The sequence below is a fragment of the Streptomyces sp. NPDC015139 genome, assembly GCF_043079785.1.
In the GTDB taxonomy this organism is placed as follows: domain Bacteria; phylum Actinomycetota; class Actinomycetes; order Streptomycetales; family Streptomycetaceae; genus Streptomyces; species Streptomyces albidocamelliae.
This window is the reverse complement of sequence record NZ_JBIBUW010000008.1, coordinates 118,202-136,283: the sequence shown is the minus strand read 5'-3', so window position 1 is coordinate 136,283 and position 18,082 is coordinate 118,202. Positions and strand designations below refer to the sequence as shown.

The 18,082-nt window shown below is 72.9% G+C and carries 15 protein-coding genes; 10 read left to right on the top strand and 5 right to left on the bottom strand.

Annotated elements, in window-relative coordinates; genetic code table 11:
- Positions 1-61: 61 nt before the first annotated feature.
- Both ACF08B_RS22715 and ACF08B_RS22710 read left to right on the top strand, forming a co-directional pair.
- A complete protein-coding gene (locus ACF08B_RS22715; protein ID WP_392319031.1) occupies positions 62-790 on the top strand; it encodes a FadR/GntR family transcriptional regulator in 729 nt (242 codons plus the stop codon).
- A gap of 192 nt (positions 791-982) precedes the next feature.
- Positions 983-2,125, top strand: a complete 1,143-nt coding sequence (locus tag ACF08B_RS22710; RefSeq protein ID WP_392319030.1) for a DUF3103 family protein — start codon at positions 983-985, stop codon at positions 2,123-2,125.
- A gap of 25 nt (positions 2,126-2,150) precedes the next feature.
- Here the strand turns inward: ACF08B_RS22710 and ACF08B_RS22705 are convergent, their stop codons facing one another.
- Positions 2,151-3,338 carry a PP2C family protein-serine/threonine phosphatase gene (locus ACF08B_RS22705; RefSeq protein ID WP_392319029.1) on the bottom strand — a complete coding sequence of 396 codons (1,188 nt, stop codon included), beginning with the start codon at positions 3,336-3,338 and terminating at the stop codon, positions 2,151-2,153.
- A 303-nt stretch (positions 3,339-3,641) separates the two neighbouring features.
- Here ACF08B_RS22705 and ACF08B_RS22700 point away from each other — a divergent pair, with 303 nt between their 5' ends.
- A complete protein-coding gene (locus ACF08B_RS22700) occupies positions 3,642-5,255 on the top strand; it encodes a sigma-70 family RNA polymerase sigma factor (RefSeq protein ID WP_392319028.1) in 1,614 nt (537 codons plus the stop codon).
- Positions 5,256-5,374: 119 nt separating this feature from the next.
- Here the strand turns inward: ACF08B_RS22700 and ACF08B_RS22695 are convergent, their stop codons facing one another.
- A complete protein-coding gene (locus ACF08B_RS22695) occupies positions 5,375-5,989 on the bottom strand; it encodes a TetR/AcrR family transcriptional regulator (protein WP_392319027.1) in 615 nt (204 codons plus the stop codon).
- Positions 5,990-6,145: 156 nt separating this feature from the next.
- On the opposite strand from ACF08B_RS22695, the gene ACF08B_RS22690 reads away from it, so the two are divergent.
- The 3 genes from ACF08B_RS22690 (at position 6,146) to msrA (ending at position 9,817) form a co-directional block, all read left to right on the top strand.
- Complete coding sequence (locus tag ACF08B_RS22690; protein WP_392319026.1) at positions 6,146-8,350, top strand: MMPL family transporter; 2,205 nt, start codon at positions 6,146-6,148, stop codon at positions 8,348-8,350.
- A gap of 40 nt (positions 8,351-8,390) precedes the next feature.
- Positions 8,391-9,110, top strand: coding sequence for an LmeA family phospholipid-binding protein (locus ACF08B_RS22685; RefSeq protein ID WP_392319025.1), 720 nt, complete (start codon positions 8,391-8,393; stop codon positions 9,108-9,110).
- A gap of 185 nt (positions 9,111-9,295) precedes the next feature.
- Positions 9,296-9,817, top strand: coding sequence for a peptide-methionine (S)-S-oxide reductase MsrA (gene msrA / locus ACF08B_RS22680; protein ID WP_093480009.1), 522 nt, complete (start codon positions 9,296-9,298; stop codon positions 9,815-9,817).
- Positions 9,818-9,908: 91 nt separating this feature from the next.
- Here the strand turns inward: msrA and ACF08B_RS22675 are convergent, their stop codons facing one another.
- Positions 9,909-11,060, bottom strand: a complete 1,152-nt coding sequence (locus ACF08B_RS22675) for a glutathione-independent formaldehyde dehydrogenase (protein WP_093480010.1) — start codon at positions 11,058-11,060, stop codon at positions 9,909-9,911.
- Positions 11,061-11,540: 480 nt separating this feature from the next.
- Between ACF08B_RS22675 and ACF08B_RS22670 the strand changes: the two genes are divergently transcribed.
- Entirely contained in the window at positions 11,541-12,752 is a 1,212-nt protein-coding gene (locus tag ACF08B_RS22670; RefSeq protein WP_392319024.1) for a S8 family serine peptidase, read from the top strand.
- Between the two features lie 118 nt (positions 12,753-12,870).
- On the top strand, positions 12,871-13,281 hold the full coding sequence (locus ACF08B_RS22665) for a hypothetical protein (RefSeq protein WP_392319023.1): 411 nt from the start codon (positions 12,871-12,873) through the stop codon (positions 13,279-13,281).
- Between the two features lie 74 nt (positions 13,282-13,355).
- On the opposite strand, the gene ACF08B_RS22660 is transcribed toward ACF08B_RS22665, so the two are convergent.
- Positions 13,356-13,751: an iron chaperone gene (locus ACF08B_RS22660; RefSeq protein WP_392319254.1), complete on the bottom strand. Its 396-nt coding sequence runs from the start codon at positions 13,749-13,751 to the stop codon at positions 13,356-13,358.
- A gap of 176 nt (positions 13,752-13,927) precedes the next feature.
- A complete protein-coding gene (locus tag ACF08B_RS22655; RefSeq protein WP_392319022.1) occupies positions 13,928-14,383 on the bottom strand; it encodes a carboxymuconolactone decarboxylase family protein in 456 nt (151 codons plus the stop codon).
- A gap of 175 nt (positions 14,384-14,558) precedes the next feature.
- On the opposite strand from ACF08B_RS22655, the gene ACF08B_RS22650 reads away from it, so the two are divergent.
- On the top strand, positions 14,559-17,012 hold the full coding sequence (locus tag ACF08B_RS22650) for a tetratricopeptide repeat protein (protein WP_392319021.1): 2,454 nt from the start codon (positions 14,559-14,561) through the stop codon (positions 17,010-17,012).
- 128 nt (positions 17,013-17,140) lie between these two features.
- Positions 17,141-18,055, top strand: a complete 915-nt coding sequence (gene sigJ, locus ACF08B_RS22645; RefSeq protein ID WP_392319020.1) for an RNA polymerase sigma factor SigJ — start codon at positions 17,141-17,143, stop codon at positions 18,053-18,055.
- The last annotated feature ends 27 nt before the right edge of the window (positions 18,056-18,082 follow it).

The following is an 18,082-nucleotide window of genomic DNA, read 5'->3' as shown; positions in this document are numbered from 1 at the left end:
ACCACCGAGTCGCCCTCCGGTGAACCGCCGGACCGCCGCCCCGACGCATCGGAGACCCCGCGTGGCCGTCGAAAGCCTTCCCCGCCGATCCGTGGTCGACCTGCTCGAGGACCGGCTGCGCGAGGACATCCTCGGCGGTACCCACCGGCCCGGCTCCCTGCTCCCTCCCGAACGGGAGCTGGCGGCCGGATACGGCGTCACGCGCACCACCCTGAAGCACGCGCTGACCCGGCTGGAGAAGGCCGGGCTGCTCAGCACCCGGCACGGCGTCGGCACCTCCGTGCTGGACTACCTGCGGCTCGGCGGTGCCGACCTGCTCCCGATGCTGGCCACGCAGGACTCCGCCTGGCTGCGGGAGGTCTTCGAGGTGCGGCGGCACATCGGCGCGCTGATCGCCGGCCGGGCCGCCGCCCGGCGCACGGCACGGCAGGCCAGGTCGCTCGAAGAGCTGCTGCGCAGGGTGGCCGAGGCGCCGGACGCCGACGCCACCCAGCTCGCCGACGTGGAGGTGCACCGCGAACTGGCCCGGGCCACCGGCAACCGGGTCTATCTGCTGCTCACCAACACGCTCTTCAACGCCTATCTCCCGGTGCGGGGTGCCCTGCGGTCCCCCTTCGAGGACGCGGCCGGGGCGGCGGCGCGGCTCGCACCCGTCGTGCGCGCGGTGGTTGAGGGCCGGGCCGAGGAGGCGCGAGGTGCGGCCGAGACGTACCTGCGCACCACCGAGGAGCTCATGCTGAACTCGCTGAAGCCGGCCCGGCGCAGGGACGCGGGCGGCCACCCCGGCTAGCGGATCGCCCCCGTCGACCACGTTCCCGCGACGGGCCGGGACCGTTTCCCGGCCGCGGTCGCCGTCGCAGCGGCGAGCGTGCGGCTGACCGCCTGATTGTCATGCGCGCGCCAAATCAAGACGGCATCGCCGACCCCCCACACGCCGTACCCGTCCCCGCGGTGCGGCGGCCGACACAACACAAGGAGCACGGTGAGCAGACCCAGCAAGCGGCGCGGCGCCCTGATCGGCATGACGCTGGCCGCCGTCATCGGCACGGCCCAGCCCGCCATCGCCTCGACCGCACCGAACCCGGCGCGCCCGGCCACCGTGACGCGGCACGCCCAGGTCCACGACGTCGAGGACCGGATCGCACGGTCCCTGTCCTCCTCGCTGGCCGCGCCCGAGTGGCGGGAGCAGGTGCGCACGGCCGCGCTCGGCACATTGGAGGTGGACCTGCGGGCCCTGGCCGCCCGGACCGCGGACCCCGCGGGCGAGCGGCTCGAGGCCGCGGTCACCACCGCGGACCGGCGCATCGCCGCCCTCAAGGGACTGCCCGCGACGACCGGGTCCCTGCTGCGCGTACGCCTCGGCGCACCCTCCATGCGCGCGCGTCTCGAAGTCGGCGCCACGCCGTGGGTCGCCGTCGCGGCGGCCGACGAGCGCACCAGGACCATCACGGCCTACGACAGCCAGGGCCGCGCGCACGCCGTGGACGCCACCCGGGTCCCCGACCGGCCCCTCTACGTCCTGGACATCGACGTCTCCAAGGCCCACCGCGCCGGACTGGCGGTGCTGCGCGGGGCCCTCGCCGACAAGGGACTCGCCGCCCCGCGGGACCGGGCCGCGAACGGAGCCGGTGCGGCCGGCTGGTGGGCCACCAAGGTCACGGCCGTCGAGGTGAACGACGACGAGGAGCCCTGGTTCAAGGGCGGCGCCGAGATGTTCGCCCTGGTGACCGGCTTCGGGCCGGACGGCAAGGCCCGCGTCGACTCGGTCGACATGCCGTACCTGGACGACGACGGCACCGTCTACCACCCGAACCAGATCCTGGTGAACTGGTCCAGCTACAAGTACAACCTGGCCGACGTCGTCATGATGGAGGACGACGACGGCACCAACTACAAGGCGCTGGCCCAGGCCCTCACCACCGCCCTGCTCACCGTCACCGACCAGGGGGCGTACATCCCCCTGGTGAACGCGGTGCTGAGCGCGATGCCGGACTCCTGGTTCACCGACGACCCCGACTACGTGGAGTCCTGGTACACCCTGTCCAGGAACTCCACGGGCCGGCTCGACGGAGCCGCGGGCAACGGCTGGATGACCGTGGAACCGTACTTCGTCGAGCAGTTCTGACGCTCGTCCCCGCCCGGCCGCGGGCTCAGGGCGCCGAGCCGTCCGGGTGCGCGCCGCGGTCGCGCAGCCGGACGGCCAGAACCGCCACGTCGTCCTCCGCGTGCCGGGCGTCGAGGCGGGCGAGCACCGTGTCGAGGACGTCCTCCACCGGTGAGGCGGGGCGGAAACGGACGCCGGCCAGCCGGCCGAGCGAGTGGTCGATGTCCTCGCCGCGGCGCTCGACGAGTCCGTCGGTGAAGAGCACGAGGGTCTGCGAGGGGTCCAGCCGGTAGGTGGCCGGCTCGTAACCGCCGAGACCGGTGCCCAGCGGCGGGCCGACCGGAACCGGCAACAGGGAGGTGCGGCCCCGCTCGTCCGTGACCGCCGGGGGCAGATGACCGGCGGAGGCGAAGGTCACCTGTCCGCGATTGGGGTCGACCTGGGCGATGAGGCAGGTCGCGGGCCGGCGTTCCGGCTCCCCGGCGGCCAGCGCGTCGAGCTGGCGCAGCACACGGTGCGGGGGCAGGTCGGCGGAGGCTATGTAGCGCAGGGCCGAACGGTAGGCCGTCATGTCGACGGCGGCCTCCAAACCGTGCCCCATCACATCGCCGACCACGAGGAGCGTGCGGCCGAAGTGCAGCCGGACGGTCTCGCACCAGTCGCCGCCGATCAGCGTGCTCTGCCCCACGGGGAGATAGCGGGTGGCCACGTCCAGGTTGGGGTGCGGCCGCCCGGGTTCCGACAGCAGCGCACGCTGGAGCTTGCCGACGATGGCACTCACCGCGTCGTGCTCCCGGGCGTGCCGCACGTGGGAGGCGGCGTGCTCGGTGAGGAACGCCAGCACCTCGGCCTCCGCCGCGGTGAACGGGGCCGTGTCCCGGGCGCCGACCAGTGCGCCGTAGCAGCGGCCGCCCGCGACCACCGGCACGCAGAGCACCTGGCCGGCATGGCCCGCCACCGGGTGCCCGAGCCCGCTGCCCGCGGTCCCGGCCGCGCCCCTGGCCACCCCCTCGGCCCACGGAAGGCCGGGCAGCAGCGCCGGATTGCCGACGACCGCCTCGTATCGCGAACCGGCACGGCGGCCGAGGCGCAGCACCGCCGCGGCACCTCCCACCTGCCCGGCGACCTCACGGGTCAGCTCCGCGCACGTGGTGTTCTCGTCGAGCGTGGTGCCGATGCGCGAGGCGGCGGCGCGCAGGGCGGCCAGCCGGGACGGGGCGCCTGCTCCGGACACGGGCCTGCGATCGGGCCCGGTCGGCGGCACCGTCGCCCGCCCACCGAGCGGCTCGTGACCTTCCGACACAGGCGCCACCCTAGGTGAGGGGCAACCGAGAGTAGGTGACGAACAGGTGTCCTGATGGCGAACACACGCCCTCGCGTCCTCACCTTGCGTCACCGGACCACGGCCCACCGTGCCGGGCTCGGCCCGGCCGGAAATTCCTGAGGCGAGTTTTCGAACAAGTGTTATCCGGGGCGCCCCCGGCGGTCTCCCAGGCATCGGACACAATCGTTCGGCGTCGAGGACGGGAAGCATTTGATGAGCGCACAGCACGGGGCGGGGTCGGCGGCGTTGGTGATCGCCGCGCGAGAGGGGGACACGCAGGCCCAGGACGCCCTGGTCAACGCGTACCTCCCGCTGGTCTACAACATCGTCGGGCGGGCGCTGAACGGCTCGGTGGACGTCGACGACGTGGTGCAGGAGACCATGCTGCGCGCCCTGCACGGCCTGGACGGGCTGCGGACTCCGGAGCGCTTCCGCTCCTGGCTCGTCGCGATCGCCATGAACCAGGTGCGCACGCACTGGCAGGACCGGCAGAACGCCCCGGGCGCCGTGGACGAGGCCCAGGAACTGGCGGACCCGGGCGCCGACTTCGTGGACCTGACGGTGATGCAGCTCCAGCTCTCCGGGCAGCGCCAGGAGACGGCGCGCGCGACGCGCTGGCTGGAGCCGGACGACCGCGGTCTGCTGTCGCTGTGGTGGCTGGAGTGCGCCGGCGAGCTGACCCGGACCGAGGTCGCCGCCGCCCTGGACCTGTCGACCCAGCACACCGCCGTCCGTGTGCAGCGGATGAAGGCGCAGCTCGAGGCCGCCCGCGTGGTGGTACGGGCGCTCGACGCGCGGCCCCAGTGCGAGGAGCTCCGGGTCGTGCTCGCGTCCTGGGACGGCCTGCCCTCGGCGCTGTGGCGCAAGCGAATAGCCAGGCACGCCCGCGAGTGCGTGCACTGCTCCGGCCTGTGGTCCGGACTGATGCCCGCGGAGGGGCTGCTGGCCGGACTGGCGCTGGTCGGAGTCTCGTCCGCCCTGCTCGCGAGCGTGCGCTCCACCACCGGCGGGATGGCCGCCGCCGGTTCCGCGACCCCGCTCGGCGCGTCCGCCGGTACGGGCCCGGGCCAGGGCCGCGCGGCCTCCCGCACCGAGTCGCTGCGCCGGCGGCGCATGCGGCGCCGGGCCGTCAGCGCCGCCGTCGTGGCGGCCTGCGTCGCCGGCGGCGGCTTCTGGTACTTCGGCACGGACTCCGGTGACGGCGCCGGTGGTACGACCGCCGAGCGCGCGGAAGCCACCCCCATAGTGGACCTCTCGGCGCCCAGCCCCGAGAAGAGTTCGCCCTCGGCCTCGGCGTCACCGTCGCCCTCCGCCTCGAAGTCGAAGAAGCCACGCGCCTCCAAGTCACCGAGCCCCTCCCCGAAGAAGACGACGCCCGCGCCCCGGCGTTCCACCCCGCAGGCTCCCGCGCCGGCCGGTACACCGCAGTCCCAGCCGGCCCCGTCGGGCACGGTCGCGCAGGTGGTCGCGCTGGTGAACAAGGAGCGCGCGAGCGCCGGCTGTGGTCCGCTCACCGAGGACCCGCAGCTGGAGAAGGCGGCCCAGAACCACTCCGACGACATGGCCGCGCGCGGCTTCTTCGACCACACCAACCCCGACGGCGCCGACCCGGGGCAGCGCATCACCGCGACGGGCTACCGCTGGTCCACGGAGGGCGAGAACATCGCGCAGGGGCAGCAGACCGCCGCCTCCGTGATGGAGTCCTGGATGAACAGTCCCGGCCACCGCGCGAACATCCTCAACTGCTCCTTCAAGAACATCGGCGTGGGCGTCCACAAGGGCGCGGGCGGTCCGTGGTGGACCCAGGACTTCGGTACCCGGATGTGACGCCCGCGGTCTGACGGCGACGGGGGCCGACGCGGACACGGACACCGGAGGCGGTGCACCGTGCCGCGCGGGACCCCGGCCCACGCGAGGGGCCGGGAGACCGGCCGCCGCCCGCCCCGCTACGGGGTGCCGATCCCCCGCAGGATGCGGAAGGCCCGCAGCAGGGTCGCCGGCCCCGTGTCCGACGGGCCGGTCGCGCGGCGTGCCCGGCGCGTCCGCAGAACGGCACGTACCGCGGACAGGGCGGCGCACGCGATCACGGCCGCCTCCAGGTCGGCGTCCGGAGCGTCCGGCGGGAGCCGGCGCCGGACCAGGGCGGTCAGCCGCTCCTCGAAGTCGGAGAAGGCCTGCACGAGGCGGGCCGTGACGACGTTCTCGATGTCCTCCAGTGGATGGCTGAGGGCGGTCAGGGTGGAGGCCGCGAACGGTTCGGCCGCCTCCAGCAGGGCGTTGCACACCGCGTCCAGGGGCTCCTCGTCCGCCGGGCGCCCGGCCAGGGCGTTCTCCACGTACGCGAAGATCTCGACGCCGTCGGGCAGCAGCAGCGCTTCCTTGCTCTCGAAGTAGCGGAAGAACGTGCGCACCGAGACGTTCGCGTGAGCGGCGATGTCCGCGACCGTCGTGGCCTCGAAGCCCCGCTCCCGGAACAGGCGCGCGGCTCCCTCCAGCAGCAGTCGCCGCGTCTCCACCTTCTTGCGCTCGCGCAGTCCGGCGGGGGCGATCTCGTTCGGCATGGGGCGAGCCTCCGCCATGCTGTCGCGACTGTCAATCGGCACGCGTGTCACGTCGACGACCCGGCATCCGCCATATGTCATCCATGCCAATTGTCATGCGTGCCATTTCTTCTCTAGAGTTCGCGTCAGTCGTGACACTTTCCTCTGGAGGCCACGGTGCCCCGTTCCTCGCCCCATCTCCCGGCGCCGGCCGAAGCGCCCGCCGGTCCGCGTCCACCGGCCGGACCCGAGCCCGCGCCCGGCCGCCTCGGCCGCCTCGGCGCCTTCTGCGCCCGGCACCCCGCGGCCGTCATCGCCGGCTGGCTGCTGGTCCTCGCCGCGGCCCTTGCCGGACGGCACCTGGCCGCCCCCACCTTCAGCGATCAGGTCAGCCTGCCCGGCACCCCCTCCCACACCGGTGCCGACCTCCTGGCCCGGTCCCTGCCCGACGCGGGCAGGCCCAACGGCAAGGTCGTCTTCCACACCGGCTCCGGCACCGTGGGCGACCGGCGGTCCGCCGTGGACCGGACCCTGGCCGAGCTGCGCGACCTGCCGCACGTCACTGCCGCCTCCGCGCTGGTGACCAGCGACGACGGGCGTACCGCCCACACCACCGTCTCCTTCGACGAGCAGCTGAAGAGCCTCGGTCACGGCTACACCGCGCGGCTGGACGAGGCGACGGAGCCCGCCCGGGCGGCGGGGCTGGGCGTCGCGTACGGCGGCGACCTCGAACAGGTGGTGCGGGAACCGGCCGACGACAAGCTCAGCGAGGGTGTGGGTGTCGCCACCGCCCTCGTCATCCTGCTGCTGGCCTTCGGCAGTGTCCTCGCCGCGCTGCTGCCCCTGGTCACCGCCCTGATCAGCGTCGGTGTCGGTCTCGGCATCGTGGGCGTCGTCGCCGCCACCCTCTCCTTCGCCACCTCCGCCACGACCCTCGCGGGCATGATCGGCCTCGGCGTCGGCATCGACTACGCCCTGTTCCTGACCACGCGCTTCCGGCAGGACCTCATCGAGGGGCGCGACCCGGTCGAGGCCGCGGCGCGCACCGCCCACACCAGCGGACGTGCCGTGCTCATCGCCGCCCTGACCGTGGCCGTCGCCATGCTGAGCCTCTACGCCTGCGGACTGACCTTCATCGGGAAGATCGGGCTGGCGGCCACCCTCGCCGTCGTCGTGACCGCCGCTGCCGCCCTCACCCTGGTCCCGGCCGCCCTGGGACTGGTCGGCCGGCGCATCGACCGGCTGCGGGTGCGCCGCCCGGTGGCCGAGAGCACGGGAGCGCGCGACGGCTGGCACCGCTACGCCGCACTCGTCTCCCGGCGCCCGTGGACCTTCCTGGTCGTCGGCCTCACGGTCCTGGGCGTGTGCTCCGTGCCCCTGCTGTCGATGCGCCTCGGCCACGTCGACGCCGGCGCGGACCGGGCCGGCAGCAGCACGCGTACGGCGTACGACTGGATCGCGCGGGCCGACGGGCCGGGCTTCGGACCGGGGGCGAACGGACCCGTCCTCGTCGTCGTCGACGTGAGCCGGGCGACGACACCCGCCGACCGGATCTCCCAGGACCTGACCGCCGCCCTGCGGGGCACCCACGGCGTCGCGTCCGTGAGCCCCGTCAGAGCGAGCCCGGACGGAAAGGTCCTCGCCGCCACGGTCACCCCGGCCACCGGCCCGCAGGACCAGGAGACCGGCGCCCTGCTCGACACCCTGTCCGGGCGGACGCTCCCGAAGGCCCTCGACGGCACGGGAGCGAAGGCCTTTCCGACCGGCAGTGTGGCCGGCCAGGCGGACTTCCGCGCCACCATCGGCGAGCGGCTGCCCCTCGTCATCGGCATCGTCCTGGTCCTGGCCTTCCTGCTGCTGACGACCGTCTTCCGCAGTGTGGTGATCCCTCTCAAGGCCGTCGTCCTCAACCTGCTCACCACGGCCGCTTCCTACGGCGTGCTCGTGGCGGTCTTCCAATGGGGCTGGGGGGACTCGCTGCTGGGCCTGTCCGAGCCGGTGCCCATCGAGTCGTACGTCCCGATGATGATGTTCGCCATCGTCTTCGGACTGTCCATGGACTACGAGATCTTCCTGCTGTCCCGGATCGCGGAAGCCTGGAACCGCACCGGCGACAACAGGCTCTCCGTGGGGGAGGGGCTGTCCTCGACGGCGCGTGTCATCTCGGCCGCCGCCTTCATCATGACCGCGGTGTTCCTGTCGTTCACCGCCTCGCCCACCGTGGTCGTGAAGATGCTCGCGCTGGGACTGGCGATCAGTGTGATCGTCGACGCGACGGTGGTCAGGCTGGTCCTGGTGCCGTCGGCCATGTTCCTCATGGGCAGGGCGAACTGGTGGATACCCCGCCGGCTCGACCGGCTCCTGCCGCACGTGCACGCCTGACCGTCCCGCATCCACCCGACCGAACCGGAGCAGAACCCACGTGATCCTCAACCGCCGAGGCAGGACCCTCACCCTGGTCGCGGCCGCCGCGACACTGGCCGCCGTCGTCTGCGCGACCGATCTCCTCGTCGAGCACCGGACCGAGGCGAAGGTCGCCGACCGGGCGTCGCGCAGTCTGCGCCCCGACGGGCCGGTGCACGTCGACCTCACCACCTCGCTCGCCGGACTGCGCACCCTCGGCGGAGACGTCGGTGACGTGGAGGTGAGCGCCGAGGGCGTGCACCGCCAGCACGCCGTGATGGACGTGACCGTCCGGCTGAAGGACGTCACGACGGACGGCCGCAGCGCCGGCGGCACGGCCACCGCCACCGTCGGATACGACCAGGTGACCCGGCGCCTGGGGGCGCTCGGCGACGGGCTGACGGCCGGCGGCCGGGACGGGGACCTGGTCCTCGGCGGCAGCGTCGGGACCCTGGGGCTGCCGGTCACCGTGCGGGCGAAGGTGTCCACCACGTCCGACGCCTTCACCATCACACCCACCACGGTCGGTGTCCTCGGCCGGAACGTGCCGGTCGACGACCTCGACGCCCTGCCGGCCGCGTCCGGGCTCAGGGACCGGCTGAAGCCCCGCACGGTCGCCGTCACCGGACTGCCCCGCGGGGTCGCGCTGACCTCCGCCCACGCCACCGGCGACGGCCTCGCCCTGGACTTCTCGATAGCCGCGGGCCCCACGCCGAAGGGAGACGGAAAGGCCGCCTGACACCTGGGCGGAAAGGGCCACCCGAGGGGCGGCGACCGGGAATCAAACGCGCCGATCCCCGGTTGCAGAATGTGTCGTGAGCGGCCGTCGACCGGCCGCTCGTGGACAGTAAGAGGCCGAGTGACCGTGGGGCCGGCACGCCGACGAGCGCGCCGGACCGTGGGTCGAGCGTGAGGGAGCGACCGATGACAGTGGGAACCGAGCGAGCCGTGCTGGCGGGCGGTTGTTTCTGGGGGATGCAGGACCTGATCCGCAAGCAGCCGGGTGTCGTGGGCACGCGCGTCGGCTACAGCGGCGGTGACACGCCGAACGCCACGTACCGCAACCACGGCGACCATGCCGAGGCCATCGAGATCCTCTTCGATCCCACGGCCACGAGCTACCGTGACATCCTGGAGTTCTTCTTCCAGATCCACGACCCGACGACGCGGGACCGCCAGGGCAACGACCTCGGGCGAAGCTACCGGTCCGCCGTCTACTACACCGACGAGGAGCAGCACCGCGTCGCCGTGGACACGATCGCGGACGTCGAGGCGAGCGGTCTGTGGCCGGGCAAGGTCGTCACGGAGGTCGAGCCGGTGGGCGACTTCTGGGAGGCGGAGCCCGAGCACCAGGACTACCTGGAGCGCTACCCCAACGGGTACACCTGCCACTTCCCGCGCCCGAACTGGAAGCTGCCGCGCCGCACTCCGTCCGCCACGAACTGAGGCCCGGCCGCCCTTTCGGGCACCTGCCGAGAAGGTCCCGGCGCACCCCGTGCGCCGGGACCTTCCGCGTCATGCGGACGTCACGACCGCCTCACGCGGCGAGTGCGTGACCCGGGTGCAGCACCACCTTGGTGTAGCCCTCGATCCGCTTGTCGAACTTCTCGTACGCCAACGGGGCGTCCTCCAGCGGCAGCTCGTGGGAGACCACGAAGCTGGGCTTGGCCCGCCCGGCGATGATCATGTCGCGCAACTGGCGGTTGTACCGCTTGACGTTGCACTGACCGGTGCCCATCTGCTGGCCCTTCTCGAACATCTTGCCGATCGAGACCAGCAGCTGGCCCTGCTTGGCGTGCTCGTCGGGTCCGCCCGGGTCGGAGGGCACGTACAGACCCGGTATGCCGAGCATGCCGGTGGGCCGGACCGTCATGACGAGTTCGTTGAGGACGATGGCCGGTTCCTCGTGGCTCGTGTCGTGCGACTGGGCCTGGTAGCCGACGGCGTCCACGCCCTTGTCGGTTCCCTCGCCTCCTGTCTGTTCCCTGATCTGTTCGGCCGGGTCGCCCTTGGTGAAGTCGATGGGGATCGCCCCGATCTCCTCCGCCTTGGCGAGCCGCTCGGGCACGCGGTCCACGGAGAACACCTTCGACGCGCCCCGCAGCAGCGCGGAGTAGGCGGCCATCAGACCCACAGGGCCCGCGCCGTAGACGGCCACGCTCTCACCCGGGGTGACCTGGGCGAGTTCGCATCCGTGGTACCCGGTCGGGAAGATGTCGGCGAGCAGCACGAAGTCGGTCTCGAATTCGTCGCCCGGCGGCAGCTTCAAGCAGTTGAAGTCCGCGAACGGCACCCGCAGCAGCTCTGCCTGGCCGCCCTTGTAGGGGCCCATCGCGACATAGCCGTAGGCTCCGCCGGCGAAGCCCGGATTGACCGTCAGACAGAACCCGGTCTTCCCGGCGAGGCAGTTCTTGCAGAACCCGCAGGCCACGTTGAACGGCATGACCACGCGGTCACCCTGGGACAAGGAGGTCACACCGCTGCCGACCTCCTCGACGATGCCGAGGTTCTCGTGCCCGAAGACGATGCCGGCCTCCGCTGCGGTGCGGCCCTCGTACATGTGCAGATCGGAACCGCATATCGCGGTCGACGTGACCCTCACCAGCACGTCGTTCGGGTGCTGGATCTGCGGATCATCGACGTCCCTCACCGTCACGCTGAACGGCTTTTCGTAGACGACGGCTTTCACCTGGACCACCTCCGCGGCTGGCGCTGGACGACGGCGGTGGAAAGGCCGCTGCCCGGGGGACGCACAGTGGGCGTGGGCCCGCGGTCCATGCCGTGGCCCCCATGCGCTCGTTTCACCGCCGGTACTTACCAGCTAACGACCCCGGGACAGGGGTTGCAACCCATACGGGCACACACCCTCAGTGTCGTACACGAGTGCGAATTCGCGTGCCGGAGCGCGTCCCTCCGTGGACGGCCGGTGAAGGAATGGTCACGGACTTTTCTTGATCGTTCCTTGGTGATTCAACCAACGCGACGGGCTGCGCGAACGCGTGCGGGTTGCCTCGTGGATGCGCGAGTCCTGTGGAGATCGGCCTCGGCCGGGCCGCCGTCGCGGGATGCGGGGATTGATCTGCTCGCGACAAGTAGGCACGCTCCATGGCGCGAGCAGGACGTCGCTGCTCGCGCGAATCCCCCCACACACAGCACGAGGAGACCCCTCTTGACGGCGCATCACAAACGCATAGGCAGGGCCAAGACCGTCACCGCGATCGCGGCCGCCGCAACCGTCGCGGGCACCGCCCTGTACGTGACCCCCGCCGCGCAGGCGGACCAGCCCGCGGAAGGCGTGGTCTACGGCCTGAACGCCGAAGGAGCCGTGTCCGGCAGCTACATCGTCCTGCTGGACCAGAAGACCTCGGGCGCCGAGAAGCAGGACCTGGCCCAGGAGTACGGCGGCCAGATCAGCCGGACCTACGGCTCGTCGGTCAACGGGTTCTCCGCGGACAGCCTCAGCGAGACGGAGGCCAGGCGCCTGGCCGCCGACCCCGCGGTCGCCACGGTGGTGCAGAACAAGAAGTTCCACATCGACGCCACCCAGGACAAGCCGCCGTCCTGGGGGCTGGACCGCATCGACCAGAAGGACACCGCGGGCGACGGCAAGTACACCTACCCCGACAAGGGCGGCGAGGGGGTGACCGCGTACGTCATCGACACCGGCGTACGCATCAGCCACAAGGACTTCGGCGGCCGTGCCGCCTACGGGTTCGACGCGGTCGACAAGGACGACACCGCCGACGACGGCAACGGTCACGGCACCCACGTGGCCGGAACCATCGCCGGTACGGCCCACGGTGTGGCCAAGAAGGCCAAGATCGTCGCGGTCAGGGTCCTCGACGACAACGGCTCCGGCACCACCGAGCAGGTCGTCGCCGGCATCGACTGGGTGACCAAGAACCACAAGGGTCCGTCCGTCGCCAACATGAGCCTCGGCGGAGGCGTCGACCAGGCCCTCGACGCGGCGGTCGGCAAGGCCATCGCCTCGGGCGTGACGTTCGCGGTCGCCGCCGGCAACGAGTCCGCGGACGCCGGCCAGAGCTCCCCGGCGAGAGTCCCCGAGGCCATCACGGTCGCGTCCAGCACCAAGGACGACGCCCAGTCGGACTTCTCCAACTTCGGCAAGACGGTGGACCTGTACGCCCCCGGCTCTGACATCACCTCCGACTGGAACGACAGCGACGAGGGCACCAAGACGATCTCCGGCACCTCGATGGCCACCCCCCACGTCACGGGTGCCGCCGCCGTCTACCTGGCCGGGCACCCGGACGCCACCCCGGCCCAGGTCGCCTCCGCCCTCACCGGGGGTGCGACCGCCGACAAGATCACCAACCCGAGCAGCGGCACGGCCAACAAGCTGCTCAAGGTCATCGAGTAGGTTCCCTTCCCACCCGACCGACCGGACCCCGTGACCCGGTGGTGCCGCCCCTGCGTAACGGGCGGCGTCGCCGGGGCGCGGGGCCACCGGGGCCGGGGACGAGAGAGGGGTGCCCGGTATGGGATCGTCCGGATTCTGGGTCATAGGGGCGCTCGACGACGAGGACGGCGCACTCCACGTCCTCGCCTGGTGGGACCGGTTCGACGCACGCGTCGCACCGTTCGCCGCGGCGATCCGCAAGGACAATCCCGTGGCCGCCCTCTTCCACGGACTCGGCCCCGAGCGCGCCGGGACGCTGCCCGGCTGGGCCGGCGACGCCGTACTGAGCGCCGCCGCCGTACGCCACCGCCTGCCCCGTGTCGAAGCGGTCCTCGCCCTGGCCGGCGAGGAACGAACCCGGGCACTGGCCCGGATCGGCGACTGGCCGGGGGACGAGGATCCCCGGCAACTCCTCGACGGCCCCCTGCGCGTGTGGCGGGAGGCCGCCTCCGCCGGTCTCGGCGTGTTCTCCTCGCGCATCCGGCTCTGAGCGGCGGCCCTTCGCCCGACCGGCCCACGTGGACCGGCCGGCGGCCGCCCGTCGGGGGCTCCCGTGCACCGGTCTCAGCTCACCGCCCGGCGTACCAGCGCGCCGATCCTCGCCTCGTCGGCAGCGGTCAGTTCCCTCAGGGCGTACGCGGCCGGCCACATGGTGCCGTCGTCGAGGCGGGCCCTGTCGCTGAAGCCGAGCGTCGCGTACCTGGTGCCGAACTTCTGCGCGCTCTGGAAGAAGCAGACGACCTTGCCGTCCTCGGCGTACGCGGGCATCCCGTACCAGAGCTTCGGCGCGAGGCCGGGCGCGTGCGCCTTGACGACGGCGTGGAGCCGCTCGGCCATGGCCCGGTCCGAGTCCCGCATCTCGGCGATCTTCGCCAGGACGGCCGCCTCGTCCGCCGCCGCGCGGTCCGCCTTCGATCCTCTGCGTGCGGCCGGGCCGACCTCCCGGGCACGCGCCTTCATCGCGGCGCGTTCCTCGTCCGTGAATCCCCCGGACGTGGCGGTAGCGGCCGGCTGCTGTGCGTTCTTCACGGTGCGTCCTCCCGGACTGCTGCTGGTGGGATACGACTTCAGGGCGTTCAGGTGCCGAGGCGACCGCCTTGCGGGCGGGTACGGCGGCATCGCCGCCGCCGTACCGGTCAGCCCCAGGCGCCAGCGATCTGGCGGGTCGTGGCGTTGAGCCGGTTGAACAGGTTGGTGACGCCGATCATCAGCACGATCGCGGCGAGCTGCTTCTCGTCGTAGTAGGTGGCGGCCGTGTCCCAGACCTCGTCGCTCACCGGGTCGGGACGGTCGGCCAGCCGCGTCGCGGCCTCGGCGAGGGCGAGGGCCGCACGCTCCTCGTCGCTGAAGTACGGCGCCTCACGCCAGGCGGCGACCGTCGCCAGCCGCTCGTCGTCCACCCCCGCCTTGCGGGCGGACTTGGCCCCGGCGTCGACACACGCGCTGCAGCCGTTGATCTGGCTCACCCGCAGATGCACCAGCTCCAGCGTCCGCCCGTCCACGCCACCGGAGTGCACGGCCTTGAAGATCTCCTGAATGGGGCGCATCGCGTCGGACAGGACGACGGCGGGGTTCTGCATACGAGACTGCATCGGTCTCCCTCTCTCGGGTCGGTGCCCCGTTGCGGCGGGGCGTGACTCCATGACAGCCCGGCCGGTGCCCCACGACCATGGCGACGGGACACCGTGGGACAGCTGAAACAGCCTTGACCAGCCGGGACTTGGCTGGGAAGACTTGCGCCGTCACGGGACGGGGAGGCGGGGGAACGTGGACGCGCACGAGCGGAACACCCAGACGGACCCACTGGAGGAACTGGCGGCCCGGTTGCGCCTGCTCCAGGAACTCTCCGGGCTCGGGGTACGGGCCCTCGCCCGGGACACCGGCCTCAGCTCCTCCTCACTGTCCCGCTATCTCAACGGGCAGACCGTGCCGCCGTGGCCCGCGGTCGTCGCCCTCTGCCGTCTCGTCCGGCGCGACCCGCGTCCGCTGCGCCCGCTGTGGGAACGGACGTCGAACCCGCTGCCGGCGCCGCCGAAGAGCAGCCGCCAGGTGCGGCCGGTGCCGCGCAACGACCTGCCGCGCGACGTCCCCGACTTCACCGGACGCGAGGAGCGGCTCGCCGAGCTGCTCGCCGCGGTCGACAGCCACCGGGTGGTGTCCGTCGACGGCATGGCGGGCGTCGGTAAGACCTGCCTGGTGGTGCACGCCGCGCACCGCCTCGCCGTCGGCTTCCCGGACGCCCAGCTCTACGTGGACCTGCACGGTTTCACCGAGGGCCGGCCCCCGCTCGACCCGGACTCCGCCCTGCGGATGCTGCTCGGCGCGCTCGACGTGCCGTCCGAGCGGGTCCCTCGGGAGGGGATCGAGCAGCTGGCCGCCTGCTGGCGGTCGGAGCTGGCCCGCCGACGGGTCGTCGTGGTCCTCGACAACGCCGCCGACGCCGATCAGGTCCGCCCGCTGCTGCCCGGCGCCGGTCCGTCCGTCGCCCTGATCACGAGCCGCAACCGGCTCCTCGGTCTGGACGAGGTGCCGCCGGTCTCCCTCGACGTGCTGACCCCGCGGGAGAGCGCGGAGCTGCTGGCGCGGGCGAGCGGCGACCCGGGCGGCCCCGACGGCAGACTGGCCCGCGAGCCGGAGGCGGCCGCCGAGGTGCTGCGGCTGTGCGGCCGGCTGCCGCTGGCCCTGCGCCTCGCGGCGGCCCGGCTGCGGCACCGGCCCGGATGGACCGTGGGCATCCTCGTCGAGCGGCTGGCGCAGGGCGCGAGCGAGTTCGACACCGCGTTCGCCATGTCCGTACGCCAGCTGAACCGGTCCCGGGCCCGGCTGTTCAGGATGCTCGCCCTGCTGCCCGGAGCGACCTTCGACGCGTACGTGGCGGCGGCGCTGGCGGACGTGCCCCTGCACAGCGCGCAGGACATGCTGGAGGACCTGGTCGACGCGCACCTCGTCCAGCAGCCCACCCCGGACCGCTACCGGCTGCACGACCTGGTGCACCAGCACGCGCGGCGGGCGTCGGCGGAGCAGGACCCCGCGGCCGAGCGCGAACGGGCACTGGGCCGGGTCCTCGACTACTACGTGCACGCGGCGGCCGCCGCCGACGCCGCGATGCCGTTCCTGTCGGCGGGCCGTGCGGTCGCGGCGGGCCGGCCCCCGGCCGCGCTGCCGCGGTTCGCGGACAGGAACGCCGCCTTCGACTGGTTCGTCGGGGAGTACGGCAACCTGATCGCCGCCTTCGAGACGGCGGCCGCCGTCGGCGCCGACGCGCATGTGAGCGAGCTGCCGCGGTTCCTGCGCGCCTACTTCGCGCGGCGCTGCGGCACGACACACCTGAACGTCCTCTTCGAACGGTCGCTCGCCGCCGCCGAACGCCTCGGGGACCCGCTGCGACTGGCCGAGGCGCACAGCGATCTCGGCTTCGCCCGGTACAACGCGGGCCGGACGGCCGAGGCCGCCGCGTCCTACGAGGCGGCCGGACTCCGGCTGTCCCGGGCCGGGGACGTGCGGGCGGAGGCCGAGCTGGCCCTGCGCCGCGGCTATCTGAGCTGGGACACGGGGCACGTCGAGGAGCCGCTCGACCTCTTCCGTCTGGCGGGCAAGCTGTTCGAGCAGGCGGGCTGCCCCACGGGCGCCGCGCACGCGGCCGCCTCCGAGGCCTGGGCGATGCTCCAGCTGGGTCACCGTACGGAGGCGGCACGGCTGGCGCGCGAGGTGCTGAGCCTGCCGCACGACGACCCCGGCTGGCCGCCCGCCCTGACCGCCCGGATCACGCTTGGGGTCGCCATCGCCCACGAGGAACCGGACGAGGCCGCGGGGCACCTGCGGCAGGCGCTGGCGATCGCCCGCGAGGACGGGCACCTCGACAACCAGGCGTGGTGCCTGAACAGCCTGGGCGTGGCACTGCGCCGGATGGGCCGCTACGAGGAGGCACTGGCCAGCCACCGGGCGGCGTTCGCGCTGCTGGACGAGTTGTTCGAGGAACACTGGAAGATCCACTACTTGTACGGTTACGGCGAGACCTGTCGCCTCGCCGGTCTGCCCGAGGAGGCGCTGCGGCTGCACCGGCAGGCGCTGGAACTGGCTCCGGGGCTCGGCAACCGGTACGCGCAAGCGCTCGCCCACGAAGGCATCGCGGTCGTGCTCGACGGCACGGACCCGGCCGGGGCCGCCGAGCACCGCGCGGCGGCCCGGGCCGTCCTGCGGGGACCCGAATCCGGGTCCTGACCCGGACGGCGGGTCCCGGTACCGCGCGCCCCGGCGACAGGGCCGCCGTAGGATCACGGCGGGCCCTCCCCGCGCCGCAGGCACACCACCGCGAGGGCACCGGGGCGACCCGCGGAGGCATCGGCACCATGGACGAGCGACAGCCCCTCACCGGCGACTCGCTGCGGGCGGCGGCGGACGCGTTCGAGCGGCTGCGGCCACGGCTGTTCGGCATCGCCTACCGCGTCCTGGGCAGCGTGTCCGAGGCCGAGGACGTGGTGCAGGACGTGTGGGTCCGCTGGCAGGGCACCGACCGGAGCGTGGTGCTCGACCCCGGGGCGTACCTGGCGAGGATCGCCACCCGACTGGCGGTCAACGTGGCCCGGTCGGCACGGGTCCGCCGTGAGGCCTACGTGGGGCCGTGGCTGCCCGAACCCGTGGACACCAGCGTGGATCCGCAGGTCGGCGCGGAGCGCGGCGAGGCCCTGGAACTGGCCGTGCTGCTCGTCCTGCAGCGTTTGAATCCCGTGGAGCGGGCGGCCTACGTCCTGCGCGAGGCGTTCGCCTACGCCTACGACGAGATCGCCGGCATCCTGCAACTGAGTCAGGCCAACACCCGGCAGATCGTCAGCCGGGCCCGCAAACACCTGGCCGCCGAGCGCCGCGCACCCGTCGACACCGCCCAGCACCGGCGCCTGCTGGACGCGTTCGTCGCCGCCGCACGCCACGGTGACGTGGCCGCACTCGAGAACGTGCTCTCGGCGGACGTCGTGGCGTACGCGGACGGCAACGGCATGCGCGGTGTGGCACGCCTGGAGGTCGGGGGAGCAGCGCGGGTGGCGAGGGTCAGCTCGTTCGCGCGGAAGTTCTTCCCACGGGCCGTGTACGACGTGGTCGAGGCGAACGGCCGGCCCGCCGTGCTGCTCGCCCAGGACGGAGCCGCCGTCGCCCTGGTGAGCGTCACCGTGGGCCCGGACGGGATCGACGGGCTCTACTGGGTGCTGGCGCCCGACAAGCTACGGGCGTACGAGCGGTCGGCACACAGGCTCACCGGGCAGCCGTAGCAAGAAGGGCCGTGCCGAAGGGCGGCA

Bases quoted from the DNA above. Each gene is read 5' to 3' on its own strand.
- ACF08B_RS22700 (WP_392319028.1), top strand. From the start codon at position 3,642: ATGAGCGCACAGCACGGGGCGGGGTCGGCGGCGTTGGTGATCGCCGCG.
- ACF08B_RS22695 (WP_392319027.1), bottom strand. From the start codon at position 5,989: ATGCCGAACGAGATCGCCCCCGCCGGACTGCGCGAGCGCAAGAAGGTG.
- msrA (WP_093480009.1), top strand. From the start codon at position 9,296: ATGACAGTGGGAACCGAGCGAGCCGTGCTGGCGGGCGGTTGTTTCTGG.
- ACF08B_RS22665 (WP_392319023.1), top strand. From the start codon at position 12,871: ATGGGATCGTCCGGATTCTGGGTCATAGGGGCGCTCGACGACGAGGAC.
- ACF08B_RS22660 (WP_392319254.1), bottom strand. From the start codon at position 13,751: ATGAAGGCGCGTGCCCGGGAGGTCGGCCCGGCCGCACGCAGAGGATCG.
- ACF08B_RS22655 (WP_392319022.1), bottom strand. From the start codon at position 14,383: ATGCAGTCTCGTATGCAGAACCCCGCCGTCGTCCTGTCCGACGCGATG.
- sigJ (WP_392319020.1), top strand. From the start codon at position 17,141: ATGGACGAGCGACAGCCCCTCACCGGCGACTCGCTGCGGGCGGCGGCG.